The organism is Bradyrhizobium sp. dw_411 (assembly GCF_018449695.1).
Taxonomy (GTDB): domain Bacteria; phylum Pseudomonadota; class Alphaproteobacteria; order Rhizobiales; family Xanthobacteraceae; genus Bradyrhizobium.
Genome location: NZ_JAAVUY010000011.1, coordinates 108,688 through 129,723, shown reverse-complemented (window position 1 = coordinate 129,723; position 21,036 = coordinate 108,688). Strand labels below are relative to the sequence as shown.

The following is a 21,036-nucleotide window of genomic DNA, read 5'->3' as shown; positions in this document are numbered from 1 at the left end:
AGATCATCTTTCGCTTAATTGATCAGGCGGCCGCCGAGCGGCGGCAGGAAGCTGTCGTCGAAAATATCGGCCGCCGTTGGGCGTTTGCCGAATTTGAAGTCCTCGGCGACCTGATCGATCGACCGCTCGAGCCTGATATGGTCGATGCCGCCGAGACCGTTGCGCTTCACTTCACGGGTCAGGATGTTTTCCGCGATGACGGAGCGCAGGCGCTCGAGCTCCAGATCGCGCGAGCCGTCCTCCATCCGGCTGACGACTTCATCGGCCGCATGTTCGGGCGACTTGATGGCCAGATGTGTGCCCACAATCGCCGCGCGCACGAAGCCTCGGACAGCCTCCGGCTGTTTGGCCGCGAATGCCGGGTTGACGATCACCGCGAGCCCGTAGGCCTCGCAGCCATAATCGGCAAATCTGAGCACCGCGAGATCGTCGGCCGGTACGCCTCGATCCCTTAAATTGATCGCCGACAGATACGAAAACCCGGTGACGGCGTCGATCTGACCCGCCGACAGCATCGGCTCGCGCACGGCGGCGCTCATGGGATTCTGCTTCACGCTGGCGGCCTTGATTCCGTTCTGCCGCGCCAATGCCGGCCACAGCCGGATCGAAAGATCGCCCTCGGCGACGCCAAGCGTTTTACCTTCGATGTCGGAGAGCGCGTGGATACCCCGGCTTTTGCGGGCGATAATCGCGTAGGGCGCGGCATTGAACAGCATGAACACCGCTTTGACCGGCGGCGCGTCTTTGTCGCGAAAACGAATGAGCGCGTTGATATCGACCAGCGCGAAATCACTGCTTCCCGCCGCGACGCGTGCGATTGCCTCCGGCGATCCGTTGGCGACATTGATGGTGACGGCGAGGCCTTCGGAACTGTAGAGGCCGTCGGTTGCCGCCAGCACAAAAGGGGCGTCGGCCGCATTGATCGGACGGTCCAGGGAAAACTGGACTGCGACCGGCGGATGTTTTTCCTCCGCCGCCCGGGTCTCAATCGCGCCAAGGCAGGTAAAACCCGTCAGGCCCCACAGCAAAGCCAGAATGCAACGGATAGCAATGGTCTGACTTGCAGTCTGATTTGCATGCATCGGGATCACGCCGGGACCGGAGTCAGTTGCCGCGTCGGATATGGTCGTTTCATGACGCGGAAAACCGCCGTCGCGGCCATCCTGCCGCACCAAACCTGAATGGTTGATGAGCGCGCCGTGTCGTTTGAATGGCGACACCGGAACCGTTCACCCGCTGGGCCGTAGTCCTCCGGAGATGACATGGCTGGCGAGCTTGAATACCAGGCATGTCTTCCAATTGTCATCTAACCGGCCGACGGCCTGCCGCTCTGCGCGGGCTGACCGGTCGATTTTTTGGCCGGCCGTTAACACGCTGGCCACGTCTTTCGATTAGGTTTGGTGAAATGAGTGATTCGCTCGAACGGCTGTATCTGGCGATAATCGCGGCCAAGGATCTCGATCCGGCAACTTCGCGAACGGCACGGCTGTTTCAACGCGGCCCCGCCAAGATGGCGAAAAAACTGGCAGAAGAAGCCATCGAAGTCGTGATTGACGCGGTCAACGGCAAGACCGACGCCGTGATCAGAGAGAGCGCCGACCTGCTTTATAATCTCAGCGTGTTATGGGCCTCGTCCGGGGTGCGCCCCGAGGACGTGTGGCGCGAAATGGAGCGTCGCGAGCATCTTCTTGGAATTGCCGAGAAGCTGCCGAAATCTCCCCTCAAGATGCCCAAGGTTATGCCTAAGGCTGCGGCATCCCGGGTCGCACGGCGACCAATTGTCGCGCTTGAGAGCCGAGCTGCGCGCAAGCGACACTAAAGCCGCCCCGAAATTCCTTCACATTTCCAGTAAAATTCGTTCCCTCCTCGGCATGGACAAATCCGTCCGGGGATGGTTCATCGCGGCATGCTCAGACGGATTTACGATTGGTGTATCGACGCCGCACACAAGCCATATGCAATGTGGATCATGGGCGCGGTGGCGTTCGCGGAGAGTTCGTTCTTTCCGGTGCCGCCGGATGTGATGCTGATCCCGATGTCGCTGGCGCGGCCGGAGCGGGCCTGGCTCTATGCCGCGGTCTGCACCGTGACGTCGGTGGTCGGCGGTCTGCTCGGCTATGCGATCGGCGCGCTGCTCTATGATTCCATCGGTCATTGGCTGATCGAATTCTACGGCCTTGGTGGCAAGGTCGAAGCCTTCCGGGCCTCTTACGCCGAATGGGGCGCGCTGATCATTATCGGCAAGGGCCTGACGCCGATCCCCTACAAGCTCGTGACCATTACCTCGGGCTTTGCCGGCTATAATCTCGGGCTATTCGTGTTGTGCTCGATCCTCGCGCGCGGCGGCCGCTTCTTCGTGGTCGCGATCCTGCTCAATCGTTATGGCGAATGGATCCGGGTCCGGATCGAAAAGCATCTGGGGCTGTGGGTCGCGCTCGGCGCCGCCGTATTGGTGCTGGGTTTTATTATCGCACTGAAAATGATCTGAAACCGCGGCGAGTGCTTTGCCGGTTCGCCGGATCAGGATACGCTCGACGTCATGCTTGATCGATCCGGCTACTTGATCGCGCGGTCCAGAACGCAACTCGCGACGATCGGCATGGCGCTGTCGATTTTGATGGTCGCCCCCGATGCTGGTTGGCCGCAGGCCGCTCCACCGCCATCTCCCCCATCCGCGCAACCATCCCCGCCGCCGCCCTCTGTTGCCGTCCAGACGTCGGCTCAGCCGGGCGATCCCGCGCCACCACCTCCGCCGCCGGCGCGCGAGGAGAATCCGGGGCTGATCAACGAAATGGGCAAGATGTTCGAGAAGTCGATATCGATCCTGCCAACGCTGAAAAGTCCGGGTGAGGCCATCGACGATTTGAACGCCCGCGCCAAAGGCGCGACCGAAACCCTGTCGCGCATGACTACCTCTTCGATGGTGACGGGGCGCGTGAAATGTCCGGCTTCGGCCAACGGCGCGCCGGACTGCAAGGTGGCCGCCGATCAGCTCTGCCAGGCCAGGAAGTTCAAGGAGGGCAAGAGCCTGACCACCGATTCCGTGGAGGCCTGTTCGGCGAAAGTCCTGATCCCCGGCCGGACACGAAAGCCGGATGATTGCCGGACCGATAATTACGTCACCCGCGCTTTGTGCCAGTAACACCGGGCGCGACCTGCAACGGTGCCAGACCGTACGGCCGGCGATTGCCTATTTGGTATGATGTCTGGCATTCTTAAGGGGCTCGCGACAGGTACACGCGGCTTGCAGCCATCTTGCAACCATAGCGAAAAGGATTCTGGCGAATGTCCATGCCTGCTCTGTTCAAGGGCCGTCTGTCGATACCGGTGATCGGTGCGCCGCTGTTCATTATTTCCGTGCCTGATCTCGTGATCGCGCAGTGCAAGGCGGGAATCGTCGGATCGTTTCCGGCGTTGAACGCACGGCCGCCGGCGCTGCTCGACGAATGGCTGGTGCGGATCAAGGAAGAACTTGCCGCGCACGACAAGGCGCATCCCGATCGGCTGTCGGCGCCATTTGCGGTCAATCAGATCGTGCATCGATCGAACAACCGGCTCGAACAGGATCTGGCGCTGTGCGAAAAACACAAGGTGCCGATCATCATCACCTCGCTCGGTGCGCGCGAAGAACTCAATCAGGCCGCGCATGCCTGGGGCGGTATCGTTTTCCACGACGTGATCAACCAGAAATTCGCACACAAGGCGATCGAGAAGGGCGCCGATGGTCTGATCCTGGTGTCCGCCGGCGCCGGCGGTCATGCCGGCGAGATATCGCCCTTCGCCTTCGTCGCCGAGACGCGGCAATGGTTCGACGGACCGATCGCGCTGTCGGGCGCGATGGGCAATGGCCGCGCGATCCGGGCCGCGCGCATGCTCGGCGCCGACTTTGCCTATATCGGCTCGGCCTTCATCGCCACGAAGGAGGCCAATGCGGTGGAGGGCTACAAGCAGATGATCACCACCTCGACCGCGGAAGACATCGTTTATTCGAATCTCTTCACCGGCGTGCACGGCAATTACCTGAAGCCGTCGATCGTCGCGGCCGGCATGGACCCCGACAATCTTCCGGAGTCCGACGCATCGAAAATGAGTTTCGGCACTGACGAATCCGGCGAGCGCGCCAAGCCGAAAGCCTGGAAGGAGATCTGGGGCAGCGGCCAGGGTGTCGGCAGCGTCGGCAAGATCGTGCCGGCCGCCGAAATGATCGCGCGCTTCAAAAAGGAATACGACGAAGCGGTCGATCCGCCGCTGTGAGGGCGAAGGGTTCTTTGACGCTGGATTTTTCCGCAAAATTAGTTCCATTTTCGGGGAACTGTATGAAGTCGTAGCGGTTTATCCCTGCTTAGGGGGCCGCATGAATTCAGTCGAATCAATTGCCAAATTAGCGAAAACCGGCATCTGGGGGCTCGACAATATCCTGTCGGGCGGTTTTTCGCGGGGGCACCTGTTTCTCGTCGAGGGTGCTCCCGGCACCGGCAAAACCACCATTGCGCTGCAATTCCTGATGGAGGGCGCGCGGGCAGGCGAGAAGTGCCTCTACATCACGCTGTCCGAGACCGAGAGCGAACTGCGCGACGGCGCGGCCTCGCATGGCTGGACCCTTGGTGAGAACATCGAGGTCTTCGAGTTGTTGCCGCCGGAAAGCCTGCTCGATGCCGAACAGCAGCAGAGCCTGCTTTATTCGTCGGACCTTGAACTGGGCGAAACCACCAAGCAGATATTCGAAGCCGTGGAACGGGCGCGGCCGAGCCGGGTGGTGCTCGACAGTCTTTCCGAGATCAGGCTGCTGGCGCAGAGTTCGCTGCGCTACCGGCGACAGATTCTGGCGATCAAGCATTTCTTCGCGAAGTTCGGCTCGACCGTGATGATGCTTGACGACCTCACCGCCGACGTCGCCGACAAGACCGTGCACAGCGTCGCGCATGGCGTGCTGCGCCTTGAGGAATTGGCGCCGTCATATGGCGCGGAACGGCGTCGCGCCCGCATCATCAAATATCGCGGCGTGAAGTTTCGCGGCGGCTATCATGATGTGACCATCACCACCGGCGGGCTGAATATATTTCCGCGGCTGGTAGCGTCGGAATTTCGCTCCAGCTTCGTACGAACCAGGATGTCCAGCGGCATCGCCGAATTCGACCAGTTGCTCGGCGGCGGTATCGAAGCCGGATCCAGCACCCTGATCCTCGGACCTGCCGGTACCGGAAAATCCCTGTCCGTGATCGTGTTTATCGCCGCCGCGATCGCGCGGGGTGAAAAGGCCGCGCTGTTCGTGTTCGACGAAGAACTCGGCCTGCTGTTCGATCGTATGAAAGGCCTTGGCATCGATCTCGATGCCATGCAGGCGACGGGCAATCTCTTTATCGATCAGGTCGACGCCGCGGAAATGTCGCCCGGCGAATTCGCCCACCGCGTCCGCAAGCGGGTCGATGAAGACAAAATCAAGACCGTGGTGATCGACAGTCTCAATGGCTATCAGGCCGCAATGCCCGAAGAAAATTCGCTGATCCTGCACATGCACGAATTGCTGCAATATCTGAACCGCCGGGGGGCGGCGACCTTTATGACGGTGGCGCAGCACGGGCTGGTCGGCGACATGAAGGCGCCGGTGGATGTCACCTATCTGGCGGACACGGTGATCCTGCTGCGCTATTTCGAAGCGCTCGGCACAGTGCGGCGTGCGATATCGGTCATCAAGAAACGGACCGGCGCGCATGAATCGACCATCCGCGAATTTCGTATCGATAACCGTGGCCTGACGATCGGCGGCCCGCTCGATGGATTTCAGGGCGTGCTACGCGGCGTTCCGGTTTATATCGGCGAAGGCAAGCCGCTGCTGGAAGAGCGATTCCAGTGAGACCGGGTGCGTCCTCTGAGCGCGCCGTCATTCTGGCTCCGATCGGGCGCGATGCCGCGGTGGCAGCGGCTCTGATCAAGGAGGCGGGTTACTATGCCAATGTCTGTGGGGACCTCAGCGCGCTGCTGCACGAGATCGAAGGCGGCGCCGGTCTTGCCGTGATTGCCGACGAGGCGATCAAGACGGCCGATCTGCGCGGTCTGATGCGCTGGCTGCACGATCAGCCGTCATGGTCGGATTTTCCGATCGTGCTGTTGACCCATCAGGGCGGCGGTCCCGAGCGCAATCCCGACGCCGCGCGGCTCGGACAGGTGCTCGGCAATGTCACCTTCATTGAACGCCCGTTTCATCCGACCACGCTGGTAAGCATCGTTGGCTCCGCGGTCAGGGGCCGGCGCCGCCAGTACCAGACCCGCGCGATCCTCGCGGACCTCACCGAAAGCGAAAACCTGCTGCAGACCGCGCTCAAGGCCGGCCATCTCGGCGCGCTGGAACTGCATTTGCCGGAGTTTGAGCTGGAAGCCTCCGACACCTGCCGGGCGTTTTTCGGACGCAACAGGGACGATCCGTTTTCATTCGAGGATTTGCAGGCATCGATTCATCCTGACGATCGCGCCCGCCGCGGCGAGGTGCTGAACCAGGCCATCAAGACCGGCAAGGATTACAGCATCGAGTACCGCACGATCTGGCCCGACGGATCGCTGCACTGGGTCGATGTCAGGGCTCGCGCCGTGCGCCGGCCCGACGGTAGCATCAAGTCGATGGTCGGAGTCTCCTCCGACATCACCGCGCGAAAAGTTTCGGAAATCGAACGCGATAATTTGCTGTCGCAACTGGCTGCCGAACGCACCGCGCTGGCGGAAATGACGGCAACGCTGGAGCAGCGCGTCGAGCAGCGGACCAACGAGCTGATGCAGGAAGTCGCAGCGCGCGAAAAGGCCCAGGAGCAATTGCGGCAGGCGCAGAAGATGGAGGCGATCGGCCAGCTCACCGGCGGCGTCGCCCATGACTTCAATAATCTGCTGATGGCGGTGATGGGCAATCTCGATCTGTTGCGCAAGCGCATTCCCGACGATCCCAGGCTGCGGCGGCTGATCGACGGCGCGGTGCAGGGCGTCGAGCGCGGCGCGTCATTGACCCAGCGCCTGCTGGCGTTTGCGCGGCAGCAGGATCTGCGCGCGGTGCCGGTCGATCTGAGCGCCCTGATCCAGGGCATGATCGATCTCCTCGAGCGCTCGCTGGGACGCCACGTCGCGTTGCGGCTCGATCTGCCGGAGGGGCTGCCGCCGGCGCGCGTCGATGCCAACCAGCTCGAACTGGCGATTCTCAATCTCGCGATCAATGCGCGCGATGCGATGCCGGACGGCGGTTCGATCGAAATCAGGGTCGCCGAATATCAGGCAACCAACGATCCGGCGCTGCAATCGGGCCGCTATCTGAAACTGTCGGTGAGCGACACCGGCGCCGGCATGCCCCCGGACATATTGAAGCGCGCGGTCGAGCCGTTTTTCTCGTCGAAACCGCTCGGCAAGGGCACCGGATTGGGCCTCTCGATGGTTCACGGATTGACCGTCCAGCTTGGCGGCACGCTGCAGCTATCGAGCGTAGTCGGACAAGGCACCACCGCGACGCTGGTGCTGCCGGTCGCGGTGGAAGCCCCGGAAGCCAAGAGCCCCGCCCAGACCGCGCCGAAGGTCAACCGCTCCGCGGTGATCTTGTTTGTCGACGACGATCCCCTGATTGCGATGTCGACCACGGAAATGCTCGAGGATCTCGGCCACCGGGTGATCGGCGCCGATTCCGGCCTGCACGCGCTCGACATCCTCAAAAGCGAGCAGCCGCTCGACCTGATGATGACGGATCATGTGATGCCCGGGATGACCGGGGTCGAATTGGCGGCGGCGTCGCGGCAGGTGCGGCCTACGCTGCCGATTTTGCTCGCAACCGGCTACGCCGAATTGCCCGATGGCGCCCAGCTCGATCTGCCGCGGCTGGCCAAGCCCTACCACCAGGACCAGCTACGCGACCGGCTCGATCAATTGCTGGGCTGAAAGCCGCAGCCCAGCCGTGCCAGGCCACCCTATCACGTTTGCTGCGCCCGCCCTGCAAAGGTTCCCCGGCTTAACGCGCCATTAACCAAGGGGAGCCGAAAATCATGTCCAGGGCCGCCCCTCGCTCCATCGGCGGGCAGCACCCAAAGCCGCGGTTAAAGGGGATGCGACATGGATTTCGAGACGCTCTTTGCCAAGACACCCGCCACGATCGACGAGATCAAGGCGCGGGTCGCCTATGCCCTCGACCGGCATCCGCTGTGCCGAAACGTGCAATTCGACATTGTCAGCATGCCCCGCACCGCGAAGAGCAACTGGACCATCAGCCTGCAATCGGTTGCCCCGGATGCGCTGTGGGAGGCGTCCGATATCGTCGCCGACATCCAGGAAGCCTACGATCTCGCGGCCGCGGCCTGATCTTTCCGCTCCTTCAGCCCCCTCGTAGGGCTGCCAAAATCACGCCGTCGCGCACGATTAAGCCTTAATTCGCGCCCTTTTTGCCGGGAAAATGGTTGTGCTTCGCGTACTCAATTGGAGAGCGGCTTGACGAGAGCCATGACCATCATCGCGCTGACGTGCCTTCTGGTCGTCGGCGCCGCTGCGGCCAGCATCCTCGGCCGTGCCAGCGTGCCGTCCGCCGGGCCGGCGATGGCGACCGCTTTAACCATGACCGATGGGCCGGTCTCGAACAGGGAAAGCAAAAAGGACAAGCTCGCCGTTATCATAGCGGCGCAGGCTTCGCTCGAACCGCCGGCAGCCGATGCGATCCCCGCCACCCCGTTGCGGCAGGCCTTTGCCTCCAGCACGCCGGCCGACATCGAGACGCCGAAGCTCACAGACCCGGTCGCGCTGCCATCGGCGCCGAAGCCCAAAGTCGCCAGCAAGCCGGCACCGCCGCCGCAGCAAAAATCCTACGCGTTGCTGAGCGACGCGCAGATCGCCGGCATCAAGGACCGCCTCAAGCTTTCGTCCTCGCAGGAATCCTATTGGCCGGCGGTTGAAAGCGCATTGCGCGCGGTGGCCCGGAAGATTCACGCCACCAAGCAAACCGATCCGAACGCCGCACCGATCGACCCCGACGCCGAAGAAGTCCAGCAGTTGAAGTCGGCCGCGATGCCGTTGTTGTTTCAACTGCGCGAGGACCAGAAGCGCGAAGTGCGTACGCTGGCCCGCCTGATCGGCCTGGAAAAAGTCGCCGCGATGATCTGAGCCGCGGCTTTTGTCCGCGGCATCATCTGGCGGCGCGTCGGGGCGCATCATCGGCAATCCAAACCTTACGAAACGTGACGGGCAGGCGGCTCGTCCGCGGCCGTTCCCCGCCGCCATCGCCCGCGATCAAGTTAAAAGACGGTAAGGCGCGAAGGTTTTTTGACGCGAAGATATTGAATACGAGGACACGGCTGGCGTTAAATAGCGCCGCGGGCGGCACAGCTTCGGAAGGAAACGAGAGGACAGTCATGGGCTTTGTACGAATCGCGGCAGCGGCCGCCATTTTCTCGCTTCTGCCGGCGGTTGGTGCGATGGCCAAGCCGGTCACTCTCGGCGTGGATACCAATTTGCGAAAATCGCCCGGCACCGACGGCGAGGTTGTGACCCTGATGCTGAAGGGTGCCACGGTCGACGTCGGCAAGTGCACCAATGGATGGTGCGAGGTCTCGGTGGACGACAAGAAAGGCTTCGCCATCGCCCAGAATGTCGGCATGGCGCGCCGGCCGCCACCGAATCGACTGCGACCCGGCGAGATCGTCGAAGAGGAAGAAGGCCCCCCGGTCTATGGCCCGCGCTATGTCGCCGGTCCGCCGGGCTATTACCGGCCATATGGTTACGGCTATGGCTATGGACCTTATTACGGCTATGGCTGGGGCTATCGCGGCTGGGGATGGCGCTGGTAATCCGGCGAAACCGCCAAGCGGGGCGAGGGGGCAGGCATCGGTGGCCCCTGTGCCTTGCCTCAATGCCATCCCGAATCAGAGCGGACAAAGGTGTAAGAATCATCTTCCATTCGCGCGGCCGTCGCATAGATCCCTGTAGGACTATAGCGAGGCCGCGACTGGCCGATCCATGGAGATGATATGCCGATTGATCCGTCACAGCCCGTTCAGAGGGGCAAGGTCCTTCTTCTGGAGGGCGTGAACGACAGCGCCGTCGAACTGTTTTCGAATTCCAGATATCTGAGCGTCGAGCGGTTGCCCAAGGCTCTCGATGGCGATGCGCTGCGCGCGGCCATCAAAGGCGTCGACCTCCTGGGGATTCGGTCGCGAACCCAGCTCACGTCAGACGTCTTTGCCGAGGCCGACGGGTTGATGGTGGTCGGATGTTTCAGCGTCGGAACCAATCAGGTTGATCTCGACGCGGCGCGCCGGTGCGGCATTCCCGTCTTCAACGCGCCGTTCTCGAATACCCGCAGCGTGGCCGAACTCGTGATCGGCGAGATTGTGATGCTGCTGCGGCGGATTTTTCCGCGCTCGGTCGCGGCGCATGACGGTGCCTGGGACAAGTCCGCCACCGACAGCCATGAAGTGCGCGGCCGCACGCTGGGCATTGTCGGTTACGGCAATATCGGCTCGCAGCTTTCGATGCTCGCCGAAGCGATGGGCATGAAGGTGATCTTCTTCGACCAGACCGACAAGCTTCGTCACGGCAATACCGAGCCGGTCGAGACGCTCGGGGAGCTTCTGGCCGAGAGCGATATCGTCAGCCTGCACGTGCCGGAAACGCCGGCCACGGCAGGCATGATCGGAGATGCCGAACTGCGGTTGATGAAGCCTGGCTCCTATCTGATCAACAACAGCCGCGGCACCGTCGTCGATCTCGATGCGCTGGCAAAAGCCCTTCGTGATGGGCATCTGGCGGGAGCGGCGCTCGACGTGTTTCCAGTCGAGCCGTCTTCGAATTCGGATCGCTTTAAAACCCCGCTACAGGGCCTCAAGAACGTGATCCTGACCCCGCATATCGGCGGTTCAACCGAGCAGGCGCAGGACCGCATCGGCCGCGAAGTGGCGCGCAAGATGCTCGATTATTTCAGCAGCGGCTCGACGATGGGCGCGGTGAACTTTCCGCAGGTCCAGTTGCAGGCGCGCACGACCGGTGCGCGCTTCAGCCATGTTCACCGCAACGTGCCGGGCATGCTGCGGCGGCTCAACGAGATATTCGTACAGCGCGACATCAACATCATCGCGCAATATCTCGAGACCGATCGCGAACTCGGCTACGTCGTGCTCGATGCCGATTTGACCGGACACGACAGCCACGGCCTGCTCGACGATATCCGCGCCCTCGAAGGCACGATCCGGGCGCGGATGGTGTACGAGAATTAGCCCGGGGGATCGAATCGGCGCAGAGGCTGGTTCACCTCGCCCCGCGTGCGGTAGGGCTATCGCATATGAGGAAAGAGATTGGGCCTGCAGTCTTTGTGCGGCCATCCTTCGAGACGGCCGCCTGCGGCGTCCCCTCAGGATGAGGACTTTCTGTGCGGCTACTCAAACCCTCATGGTGAGGAGCCTCGTCTTCGAGGCGTCTCGAACCATGAGGCCCCAGGCGATTACCGCGGCGGAAAGTCATATGCGATAGCCCTGCCGCTTGCGGGGAGAGGTCGGCGCGTAGCGCGCGCACCGTGGTATGCTTCAACGCGGCGTGAGGCCGCGGAGCACGATGTCGAACGCGTCAAGCGCGGCCTTTGCCTTGAACGGTTCGCCCCATACGCGCTGGAGCACATAGCCCTGAAACATCGACACCATCATGCGCGCAATCGTGGACGGGGTCAGCTTCTTGTCGATCAGGCCAAGGCGCTGCCCTCGTTGTACCAAGGCTACGATCGCCGCAATCGGAACGTGAATGCCGCCGGTGACCTGAGCCTTGATCTCGTCGTTGCGGAGCGCCTCGGCCCATAATTGCAACGCGACCCTGCGGGTCCGAAGTCCATCTTCGTTTGCAAGATCGGTCAGGAATTGGCGGGCGATAGCGCGCAGCAGCGTGATCGGATCGGCCGCCTTGTCGCCGGGCGAAAGCAGGGTCGCGTCGCGCGCGTGCCGCCGCTCTCCGATCGCCCGGATCAGATCTTCCTTGGTGGAAAAGTAGCCATAGATGCAGCCGGCGCTCAGCCCCGATTGCCGGATTACATCCCGGATCGTGGTCTGATGAAACCCCTGGCGCGCGAAGCAGATCTCCGCCGCCTCGAGAATTTCATCGCGCCGCGCCTTCGATGTCTCCGGTTTGACCTTGGGCATTGTCTTCCGCTCAACCCCTTGCGAGACGCGCCGTCGCCTCTCCCGGCATCCGATCCGACAAATCTGGGGATTGCCGAACACAAGAAAAACGGACATTCTTTTTATATGGGAAAAGTTACGGCCGTCAATCCACCCATTCGATGAGTTGGACGCGTCCGGGATCGCGGTCGCGCCTGCCCTCGGCGTGACGCCGGCGGCGCGTGGCGGTTGGTGGAGTTGAACATGTGGGACTGGGTGAATTTCGCCGACCTGCTGGCTGTCTTGAAAGGCGGCGGGGCCGGCGCGATGGCCGGCTTCGTCTCCGGGCTGCTTGGTGTGAGCCCGGGCGGCATTTTGGTGCCCGCCGTTTGCATCACGCTGGGCGTCGATCAGCACATCGCGCAGGGGATATCGCTGGTCGCGCAGATTCCACCGACCGGCCTCGGCGGTGTTTCTGAATACAGGCGGCGCGGGCAGGCCGTGCCGGTCGAATGGGTGGTGGCGCTGTCCATCGGCTTCATCATCGGCGGTGCATTGGGCGCGATCGGCGCCGGCGGCTTGTCCGATCGCGCCTTGCGCTGGTCGTTCGTCGGTTACCTGCTGATCCTGGCGGCGATCGCCGCATTGCGTAGCAGGTCGTCGCCGTCGTCGAGGCCGGAAGAGCCAGCGACAGTTAACTGGCCGGCATTGGTCGCGATCGGCGTTGTCGCCGGCCTGTCGTCGGGGGTGCTGGGCATCGGCGGCGGTCTCGCGGTGACCGCGCTGTCGACCACGGTCCTGCATCTCGGACAGCACCGGGCGCAGGCGATGAGCCTGATCCTCACATTGTTGCCGCTGACAATACCTGCCGCGGCGATCTATCTGGCGCAGGGATGGGCCATCCCGTGGTGGTCGATCGCGGGGGTCGTCGGCGGACTCTGGATCGCCAGCGCGGTCGGCGCCCGCGCCGCCAACCGCCTGCCAGAGCGCGTGCTGCGGCCGACCTTTGTCGTGATGGTCCTGGGAATGGCGGGCTATATGGCGGCGCGGCCGTAGAACCCCAGCCGACCGCAAAATCCCTCGCGGTCGGCCGTCTTCAGGTCGCGCCCCCTCGCATTTTACGTGTGAGGGTCTCGGAGGGACGTTCGCCGAACGCCTCTCTGTATTCCTTGGCGAAATGTCCGAGATTTGCAAAGCCACAATGGAAGGCGACACCGGCGACCGACGTCTGTGCGCCCGGTGATGACAGCATCTGTTTTGCATGGTTCAGCCGGACGCCCTTGGCGAAAGCCATCGGTGAATAACCCCGGCTGCGCTGGAATGCCCTGAAAATCGCGCGGGCGTTTGCGCCGGTCACGTCGACGAGGCTTTCGATCGTGATCGCCTTGTTCCAGTTGGCTTCGATGAACTCCTCCGCGCGATGGACCAGTCCAGGCCTGATACTTTCGGTGTCCTGTTCGAGAAGATGACTGAAGCTGTGCCGGTTCGCGCACAGGAAGGACACGATGATAGCCTGCTCGAGCTCACGCAGCGCGAGAGGCGGCAGTTCGGCGGTCGTTGAATCCAGTTGCTGGGCGCAAAACTGGATCATTTGATGCAGCGCCCGGACATGTGGCTGATCGACATTTGTCGCCGCCATAAATTCCAGATGGCCCTTCGGCTGGGCGCCCAAAAGCAGAGCCAGCTTTCGCTCCACTGCCCCGAAGCTCACGCGAAGGCTCAGTCCGTCACCATCCTTGCAAACGATTTGCGAGGCGCGATCGGGTCCCGTGGTGCAGGATTGTTTCTCGTTGGTTTCCGTGGTCGTGCCGTTGATGGTTGTCGTCGAGCTGCCTTTCAAGGCGATTTGCAGCCGGACATAATCGACCTCCGGATATTCCAGGGCCACGTCCAAATTGCCGCCCCCTGAAAAAATTCCGATATCCTGGAGTTGGAAAAACTTGAAATGGGCTTTGAAGTCGCCCGAAAATTTCGGATCGACTTTCGTTGCGCCGAGCACGGCCTCGCCAAAATGTTTGAGTTCTTCTAGATCAGACGTTTCGAACATGGGAAATTGTCAAGTTGGAAAAAGGCTCGGCGCGTATAAGCCAATTCAGTTTTATTCGTGGGCCTGATTCCGGCCGAAAAAGAAAACACTAAAGCGCCGGCGATATTCCAACGCAAGGCCGAACGGAAAATCTCCCGCGTCGTAAAGCAGCACTCGCCGTTTGAAAACGTCAGGATCGCTCAATTAATGACAGTCCGTCGCTCCGCGCACGTTGTGAGACGGCGTGAATAAACATTCATGGTTGATTTGAAGCTGTCTTGGATTGCGCGTGCGCGGCGGTCTTACCTTGAGTTGATTGATCGTCGTGTTCTCTTTGCTTGAGCGACAACAAGCGCACCGATCGCGTCGCAAATTGAGTGATCTGGCAGGTTTAGGGTAAACGCAATGTTAGCGTTAGCCACGTAATTGTACGGACGCAATTTGATCGATGCGAGTTGCCGCCGGTCTGTTCATTTCAGATTCTATTTCGTGCAAAGGAATGAGGAATTTCAGGATGTTTGGAATGCAAAATGCGGCCACGCGGGATGCGCTGGTTCGATCCGCCGCCATCGGAAAATCGCAGGCGGTGATCGAATTCAACATGGATGGCACCATCGTCACCGCGAACGAAAACTTCCTGAAGACTATTGGTTACAGCCTTGCCGAAATCCAGGGCAAACATCACGGCATGTTTGTCGATGCGTCCGAACGTGACAGCGCCGCGTATCGCGAATTCTGGGCCAAGCTCAATCGTGGCGAATATCAGGCCGCCCAATACAAGCGGATCGGTAAAGGCGGCAGGGAGATCTGGATTCAGGCATCCTACAATCCCGTGCTCGATCCGGCGGGCAAACCGCTCAAGGTGATCAAATTCGCAACCGATATTACGTCACAGAAGATCGGAAGCATGGAAGATGCCGGCAAGATCGATGCCATCGCAAGGGCGCAGGCGGTCATCGAATTCGACCTGGACGGCACCATCATAAAAGCCAACGAGAATTTTCTCAAAACCCTTGGTTATTCGCTCGCGGAAATCCAGGGCAAACATCACAGCATGTTCGTCGAACCGGCGATGCGGGAAAGTCCGGCGTATCGGGAGTTCTGGGCCGCCTTGAATCGTGGCGAATACTTCGCGGATGAATACAAGCGGCTTGGCAAAGGCGGCAAGGAAGTCTGGATTCTGGCCAGCTACAATCCAATTCTTGACGAAAAGGGCAAGCCCTTCAAGGTTGTGAAATTCGCGACCGACGTGACGGAGCAGAAGCTGCAAACCGCCAACCTTGCCGGTCAGATCGATGCGATCGGAAAATCGCAGGCAGTGATCGAATTCAACATGGATGGCACGATCATTACGGCAAACAGCAATTTTCTGGGCGCCGTGGGCTATCTGCTGGACGAAATCCAGGGAAGGCACCACAGCATGTTCGTCGATCCCGCTGAGCGCGACGGCGCGGCGTATCGTGAATTCTGGACCAAGCTTAACCTGGGCGAATACCAGTCAGCCGAATACAAGCGGATTGGCAAGGGCGGCAAGGAAGTCTGGATTCAGGCCTCCTACAATCCGATCCTCGATCTCAACGGCAAGCCGTTCAAGGTCGTGAAGTACGCAACCGACACGACGGCGCAGGTGATCGCGCGCATGAAGAGCGAAAGCGTGCGCGGAATGATGGAGTCGGTCGCGGCGGGAGCCGAAGAACTGAACGCATCGGTCCGGGAAATCTCCGAGGCCATGGTGAAATCGAAGGAGACCGCCACGGATGCCGTACAGCGGGTCGAGCGCGCCGATGGACAAGCCCAGCGGCTCAACATCGCGGCGCAGTCGATGAGCGGCATCGTCGAGCTTATTGGCGACATCACCGGTCAGATCAATCTGCTGGCGCTCAATGCCACGATTGAATCGGCACGGGCCGGTGAAGCCGGCCGTGGGTTCGCGGTCGTGGCTGCCGAGGTCAAGAATCTCGCAAATCAGGCCAAGCAAGCCACCGACAAGATCACCGGCGAAATCGGATCGTTAAACGGCATTTCCGCCGAAGTCGTGGAAGCTCTCAATTCCATCCGGCAGGCCATTCAGAACGTCAGCGAATACGTGACCTCCACCGCGGCCGCGGTCGAAGAGCAGAGTACGGTTACGAGCGAGATGTCGTCGAGCATGCAGCGCGCGGCTGCGGAAGCCGCAAGTATCGGGCGGGCGGCCTAGCGCCAATCTGTCGCAGGCGGCTTATCCGTCGGCCGGCCCTGACAAGCCGGCCGCACGAAATTCGCGTGGCATCTATGCATTGCCATTCGAGAACGGAAGGTGCCCGCGGAAAATCCCGATCTTTGGACGGCTCGCATTACCGCGTATAAGGTGAACGAGGATCGCGTTCACTGATGAGTCTTTCAAGCCCGTTTATCCGTCGGCCTGTGGCCACGACGCTGCTGACGTTCGGGTTGGTCGCGGCGGGCGCCATCGCTTTTTTCAAGCTGCCGGTCTCGCCGCTGCCCGATGTCGATATCCCGACCATCTCGGTGCAGGCGACGTTGCCGGGTGCGAGTCCCGAGGACGTCGCGACCACGGTCGCGAGCCCGCTGGAGCGCCATCTCAGCCAGATCGCCGATGTCACCGAAATGACGTCGTCGAGTTCGCTCGGCTCGGCGCGCATCAATCTGCAGTTCGGCATCAGCCGCAACATCAATGGCGCGGCGCGCGACGTCCAGGCCGCGATCAACGCCGCGCGCGCCGATCTGCCGACCTCGTTGCGCAGCAATCCGACCTACCGCAAGTTCAATCCGGCGGCCGCGCCGATTCTGATTTACACGCTGACCTCCGATACGCTGACCCCCGCTGAACTCTATGATGCCGCCTCGACCGTGCTGGCCCAAAAACTGTCCCAGGTCGAAGGCGTCGGCGAAGTCAGCGTCAGCGGCGGATCGCTGCCCGCGGTGCGCGTCGATCTGGTCCCGCAAGCGCTCTACAAATACGGCATCGGGCTCGAGGACGTCCGCGCGGCGCTGACCAGCGCCAATGCCCACAGTCCCAAGGGCGGCATCGATGTCGCGGGCCAGCGCTACCAGATCTATTCGAACGACCAGGCCCTCAAGGCGGAGGACTATAAATCGCTGGTGGTCGCCTATCGCAACGGCGCGCCGGTCCGGCTGACCGATGTTGGCGAGGTGCTGGATTCCGTCGAGAATTTGCGCACGCTTGGCCTTGCCAACGGCAAACGGGCGGTCACGATGGTGGTCTACCGGCAGCCCGGCGCCAATATCATCGGCATGGTCGATCGCGTGAAGTCGCTGATGCCGCAGTTGCGGGCCTCGGTCTCGCCCGCAATCGACATCAATCTGGCGGTCGACCGCTCGATCACGATCCGGACCTCGCTGCGTGACGTCGAGATCACGCTGATCATTGCGGTGATCCTCGTGATCCCGGTGGTGTTCGCATTTTTGCGCAGCGCCCGGGCGACATTGGTGCCGGTGGTCGCCGTATCGGTATCGCTGGTCGCAACATTCGCGGTGATGTATCTGCTCGGTTACAGCCTCAATATCTTCTCGCTGATGGCGCTCACGGTCGCGACCGGATTCGTGGTCGACGACGCCATCGTCGTGCTGGAAAACATCACCCGCCATCTCGATGCCGGCACCCCACCGCGCGAGGCCGCGCTATTGGGCTCGAAAGAAGTCGGCTTCACGGTGCTGTCGATGAGCGTGTCGCTGATCGCGGTGTTCGTTCCGATCCTGCTGATGGGCGGCCTGGTCGGCCGGCTGTTCCGAGAATTCGCGATGACCATCACGGTTTCGATCGTGATCTCGCTGGTGGTCTCGCTGACGACCACGCCGATGATGTGCGCCATGCTGTTGCGCAGCGAGCGCGACCGGCCGCACGGGCGGATCTATCGCGTCAGCGAGCGCGTGTTCGAGGCGTTACTGAGTTTCTACCGTTGGACGCTGAGCGCAGCCTTGCGTCATCCGCTCTCGGTGATGGTGATTCTGGCGGCGACGCTCTGGCTGAATTTCCATCTCTATGCGGCGGTCCCGAAAGGCTTCGTGCCGCAACAGGACACCGGATTGTTGCTCGGATCGGTTCAGGCCGATCAAAGCATCTCGTTTCAATTGATGCAGCAGAAGCTGCGGCAATTCATCGATATCATCAAGGTCAATCGAGCTGTCGATACCGCCGTCGGATTCACTGGCGGCGGGCTCGGGCCGGGCGGCGGTTCGACCAATTCCGCAACCGTGTTCGTTTCCCTAAAGCCGCTTCGCGACCGCGATCTGTCCGCCGAGCAGGTGATTGCCGTGCTGCGCGACGAGATGGCCGCGGTGCCCGGGGCCACGCTGTTCCTGCAGGCGGTGGGCGATCTCGGCGCCGGTGGTCGCTCGGGCAATGCGCAGTATCAATATACGCTGCAGGGATCGACCTTCGACGAGCTGAACGAATGGATACCGAAGATCGTGACAGCACTTCAGGCCGTGCCGTCGCTGACCGACGTCAGCAGCGACCAGCAGAACAAGGGCCTGCAGGCCAATGTGGTGATCGACCGCGATTCCGCCGCGCGGCTGGGCATCGCGGTCAGCCAGATCGACAACACGCTCTATGATGCTTTCGGCCAGCGGCAGGTTTCGACCATCTATGTCGCGCGCAACCAGTATCATGTGATCATGGAGGTGGCGCAGGAATACCTGCAGAACCCGCAGACGCTCAAGGATGTGTATGTCTCGACCGTGGGCGGGCCGGCCACCGGTTCGCAAACCACCAATGCGGTGGCCGGAACGATCGTGTCGCCGACGCAGGGGGCTGCCGGAAAGGCTGCGCAGATCGCGGCCAGCGCCGTGCGCAATCAGGCGACCAACTCGATCGGCGCCACTGGAAAGGGCGCGTCATCGACCGGGACCGCGGTGAGCACCAGCCAGGAGGCGATGATTCCGCTGTCGAGCGTCACGCAGCTTGGCCAGGGGCAAACCTCGCTGGTGGTCAGCCATCAGGGCGTGCTGGTCTCCAACACCATCTCGTTCAATCTCGCGCCGGGCATTTCGCTGGGCACCGCGGTGACGACGATCGAGGAGACCATGAACCGGATCGGCGTTCCCGCGACGATCCGTGGCTCGTTCCAGGGCGCCGCCAAGATCTTTCAGGAATCGCTCGCCAGCGAACCTTATCTGGTGCTCGCGGCATTCGCGACGATCTACATTTCACTCGGCATGCTCTACGAGAGCTACGTTCATCCGCTGACGATCCTGTCCACGCTGCCGTCGGCCGGCGTCGGCGCGGTACTGGCGCTGATGCTGTTTCACACCCAGTTCGATATCATTGGAATGATTGGCGTGATCTTGCTGATCGGCATCGTCAAGAAGAACGCGATCATGATGATCGATTTCGCACTCGATGCCGAGCGGCAGCGCGGCCTGTCGCCGGCCGATGCGATCTTCGAGTCCTGCATGCTGCGTTTCCGCCCGATCATGATGACCACGATGGCCTCGCTGCTCGGCGCCGTGCCGCTGATCGTCGGCATGGGCGAAGGCAGCGAATTCCGCCAGCCGCTCGGCATCACCATCATCGGTGGACTGGTGCTGAGCCAGATCCTGACGCTCTACACCACACCTGTCGTCTATCTCTATCTCGATCGCTTCCGGCACTGGACCATGCGAAAACGAAAGCGAGCCGCCGCATGATTGCGGCGTTACGCTAACTTAACTTTCGAACATTGGCGGCTTCGGCTACGCTTGCCGGCGGTAAGTCGCGGGGATCGCCGGCATGTCCCACGGTCTGGAAACATTCAGCAATAAAAGGCTCCGGCGCGCCGCAAAGCTCGCATGCGGCGTCGTCATTCTCGCGATCGGATGGTGGGGCCTGTCAGGCGTTGGAAAAGGGCAAGCCGCCAGCAAATCGGATGCCGCACCGGGGCGTGTCGAGGGTGGCGGCGAGGTGTTGTCGCTCGGCACGTCGGCGACCGGAACGATCGCGGAATTGCTGGTCAAGGCCGGCGATCATGTTCAGGCCGGCCAGCATCTGCTGCGGGTAGAGTGCCGCAATATCGAACGCGAAATCGAGGCGCGCGAGTCGGACCTTGCCGCATCCGATGCGGTGTTCGCCCGTGTCACACACGGCTCGCGGCCCGAGGAGATCGCCATCGGGGTTGCCAACGTCAATCTGGCGGAAGCGCGATTGCACGAGGCGGAGAAACAATTTCAGCGCGCCCAGACGTTGCACCAGGGCGTCACCGTCACGCGGGTCCAGATCGACCAGGCCGAGCGCGACGCACGGATCGCGGCCGCTCAACTCGATGAAGTCCGCGCCAAGCTCGTGCTGCTGCAGGTCGGCTCCCGCGAAGAAGATGTGACCGAAGCGCGCTCGCGGCGCGACGCGGCCAAAAAGCGATTGGAAGAAGCTACCACGCGTCTGAATTATTGCACGGTGGATGCGCCGATCAATGGCGTCATCCTGAGCACGCGCGTCAGTCCCGGACAGATGGTGAGTTCGATGGCGCCGGTCACCTTGATGACGATGGTCGATGACAGCAAACGTCAGGTGCGCGCCTTTGTCGGGGAGCGCGAAGTCTCGGAGGTTTGTCCAGGAGAGCGCGCCCATATCGCCGTCGATGGTTTTCCGGAGATGCAGTTTGACGGCGCTGTCGAGAGCGTTGCGACCACCATCGGCGAAAACCCCTATGCCGGCAATGCGCCCCAACAGTTCCGTCAGGTGATGCTGTCGGTGCCGGACAAGCAGCCGCAAATACCGATCGGGCTGCGGGTTGCCGTGCAGTTCACGAGTTGTCTGGCGGCGAAGTAGCGGTAAATGAATCGGCAACGATGCGGATTGGTCACCTCGCCCCGCGTGCGGCACGGCTATCGCATATGACTTTCCGCCGCGGTAATCGCCTGGGGCCTCATGGTTCGAGACGCCTCGAAGACGAGGCTCCTCACCATGAGGGTTTGAGATTTAGC

17 protein-coding genes are annotated in these 21,036 nt (G+C 61.7%); 14 read left to right on the top strand and 3 right to left on the bottom strand.

The window, feature by feature from the left end; translation table 11 throughout:
- Nucleotides 1–14 precede the first annotated feature (14 nt).
- The gene (locus tag HB676_RS20110) at nucleotides 15–1,082 is read right to left on the bottom strand and encodes an ABC transporter substrate-binding protein (protein WP_213739759.1); all 1,068 of its coding nucleotides are present in this window, start codon (nucleotides 1,080–1,082) and stop codon (nucleotides 15–17) included.
- A 323-nt stretch (nucleotides 1,083–1,405) separates the two neighbouring features.
- On the opposite strand from HB676_RS20110, the gene hisE reads away from it, so the two are divergent.
- The 10 genes from hisE to serA all read left to right on the top strand — a co-directional run bounded on the left by hisE (nucleotide 1,406) and on the right by serA (nucleotide 11,222).
- Nucleotides 1,406–1,819 carry a phosphoribosyl-ATP diphosphatase gene (gene hisE, locus HB676_RS20105; protein ID WP_213739757.1) on the top strand — a complete coding sequence of 138 codons (414 nt, stop codon included), beginning with the start codon at nucleotides 1,406–1,408 and terminating at the stop codon, nucleotides 1,817–1,819.
- Between the two features lie 87 nt (nucleotides 1,820–1,906).
- Nucleotides 1,907–2,488: a YqaA family protein gene (locus HB676_RS20100; protein ID WP_213739755.1), complete on the top strand. Its 582-nt coding sequence runs from the start codon at nucleotides 1,907–1,909 to the stop codon at nucleotides 2,486–2,488.
- Nucleotides 2,489–2,539: 51 nt separating this feature from the next.
- Nucleotides 2,540–3,142: a hypothetical protein gene (locus tag HB676_RS20095; protein ID WP_213739754.1), complete on the top strand. Its 603-nt coding sequence runs from the start codon at nucleotides 2,540–2,542 to the stop codon at nucleotides 3,140–3,142.
- A 143-nt stretch (nucleotides 3,143–3,285) separates the two neighbouring features.
- On the top strand, nucleotides 3,286–4,254 hold the full coding sequence (locus tag HB676_RS20090; RefSeq protein WP_213739753.1) for a nitronate monooxygenase family protein: 969 nt from the start codon (nucleotides 3,286–3,288) through the stop codon (nucleotides 4,252–4,254).
- 100 nt (nucleotides 4,255–4,354) lie between these two features.
- Nucleotides 4,355–5,854 (top strand): ATPase domain-containing protein, encoded by a 1,500-nt coding sequence (locus tag HB676_RS20085; protein ID WP_213739752.1) that lies wholly within the window; start codon nucleotides 4,355–4,357, stop codon nucleotides 5,852–5,854.
- Nucleotides 5,851–7,905 (top strand): ATP-binding protein, encoded by a 2,055-nt coding sequence (locus tag HB676_RS20080; RefSeq protein WP_213739751.1) that lies wholly within the window; start codon nucleotides 5,851–5,853, stop codon nucleotides 7,903–7,905. The genes HB676_RS20085 and HB676_RS20080 overlap by 4 nt, the downstream gene beginning before the upstream one ends.
- A gap of 171 nt (nucleotides 7,906–8,076) precedes the next feature.
- Complete coding sequence (locus tag HB676_RS20075) at nucleotides 8,077–8,322, top strand: hypothetical protein (RefSeq protein ID WP_213739750.1); 246 nt, start codon at nucleotides 8,077–8,079, stop codon at nucleotides 8,320–8,322.
- Between the two features lie 126 nt (nucleotides 8,323–8,448).
- Nucleotides 8,449–9,114, top strand: coding sequence for a hypothetical protein (locus tag HB676_RS20070; RefSeq protein WP_213739749.1), 666 nt, complete (start codon nucleotides 8,449–8,451; stop codon nucleotides 9,112–9,114).
- Between the two features lie 248 nt (nucleotides 9,115–9,362).
- Nucleotides 9,363–9,797, top strand: a complete 435-nt coding sequence (locus HB676_RS20065; RefSeq protein ID WP_213739748.1) for an SH3 domain-containing protein — start codon at nucleotides 9,363–9,365, stop codon at nucleotides 9,795–9,797.
- A 180-nt stretch (nucleotides 9,798–9,977) separates the two neighbouring features.
- The gene (gene serA / locus HB676_RS20060; protein ID WP_213739746.1) at nucleotides 9,978–11,222 is read left to right on the top strand and encodes a phosphoglycerate dehydrogenase; all 1,245 of its coding nucleotides are present in this window, start codon (nucleotides 9,978–9,980) and stop codon (nucleotides 11,220–11,222) included.
- 306 nt (nucleotides 11,223–11,528) lie between these two features.
- On the opposite strand, the gene HB676_RS20055 is transcribed toward serA, so the two are convergent.
- On the bottom strand, nucleotides 11,529–12,131 hold the full coding sequence (locus HB676_RS20055; protein ID WP_213739744.1) for a TetR/AcrR family transcriptional regulator: 603 nt from the start codon (nucleotides 12,129–12,131) through the stop codon (nucleotides 11,529–11,531).
- Between the two features lie 222 nt (nucleotides 12,132–12,353).
- Here HB676_RS20055 and HB676_RS20050 point away from each other — a divergent pair, with 222 nt between their 5' ends.
- Nucleotides 12,354–13,145 carry a sulfite exporter TauE/SafE family protein gene (locus HB676_RS20050; protein ID WP_213739742.1) on the top strand — a complete coding sequence of 264 codons (792 nt, stop codon included), beginning with the start codon at nucleotides 12,354–12,356 and terminating at the stop codon, nucleotides 13,143–13,145.
- Between the two features lie 40 nt (nucleotides 13,146–13,185).
- Here HB676_RS20050 and HB676_RS20045 read toward each other — a convergent pair whose 3' ends face one another.
- Complete coding sequence (locus HB676_RS20045; RefSeq protein WP_213739741.1) at nucleotides 13,186–14,136, bottom strand: helix-turn-helix transcriptional regulator; 951 nt, start codon at nucleotides 14,134–14,136, stop codon at nucleotides 13,186–13,188.
- Between the two features lie 493 nt (nucleotides 14,137–14,629).
- On the opposite strand from HB676_RS20045, the gene HB676_RS20040 reads away from it, so the two are divergent.
- From HB676_RS20040 to HB676_RS20030, 3 genes are all read left to right on the top strand, one after another.
- Nucleotides 14,630–16,312 (top strand): PAS domain-containing methyl-accepting chemotaxis protein, encoded by a 1,683-nt coding sequence (locus HB676_RS20040; protein ID WP_213739740.1) that lies wholly within the window; start codon nucleotides 14,630–14,632, stop codon nucleotides 16,310–16,312.
- A 173-nt stretch (nucleotides 16,313–16,485) separates the two neighbouring features.
- Nucleotides 16,486–19,764: an efflux RND transporter permease subunit gene (locus HB676_RS20035; RefSeq protein WP_213739739.1), complete on the top strand. Its 3,279-nt coding sequence runs from the start codon at nucleotides 16,486–16,488 to the stop codon at nucleotides 19,762–19,764.
- 82 nt (nucleotides 19,765–19,846) lie between these two features.
- Entirely contained in the window at nucleotides 19,847–20,881 is a 1,035-nt protein-coding gene (locus HB676_RS20030) for an HlyD family efflux transporter periplasmic adaptor subunit (protein ID WP_213739738.1), read from the top strand.
- Nucleotides 20,882–21,036 lie beyond the last annotated feature (155 nt).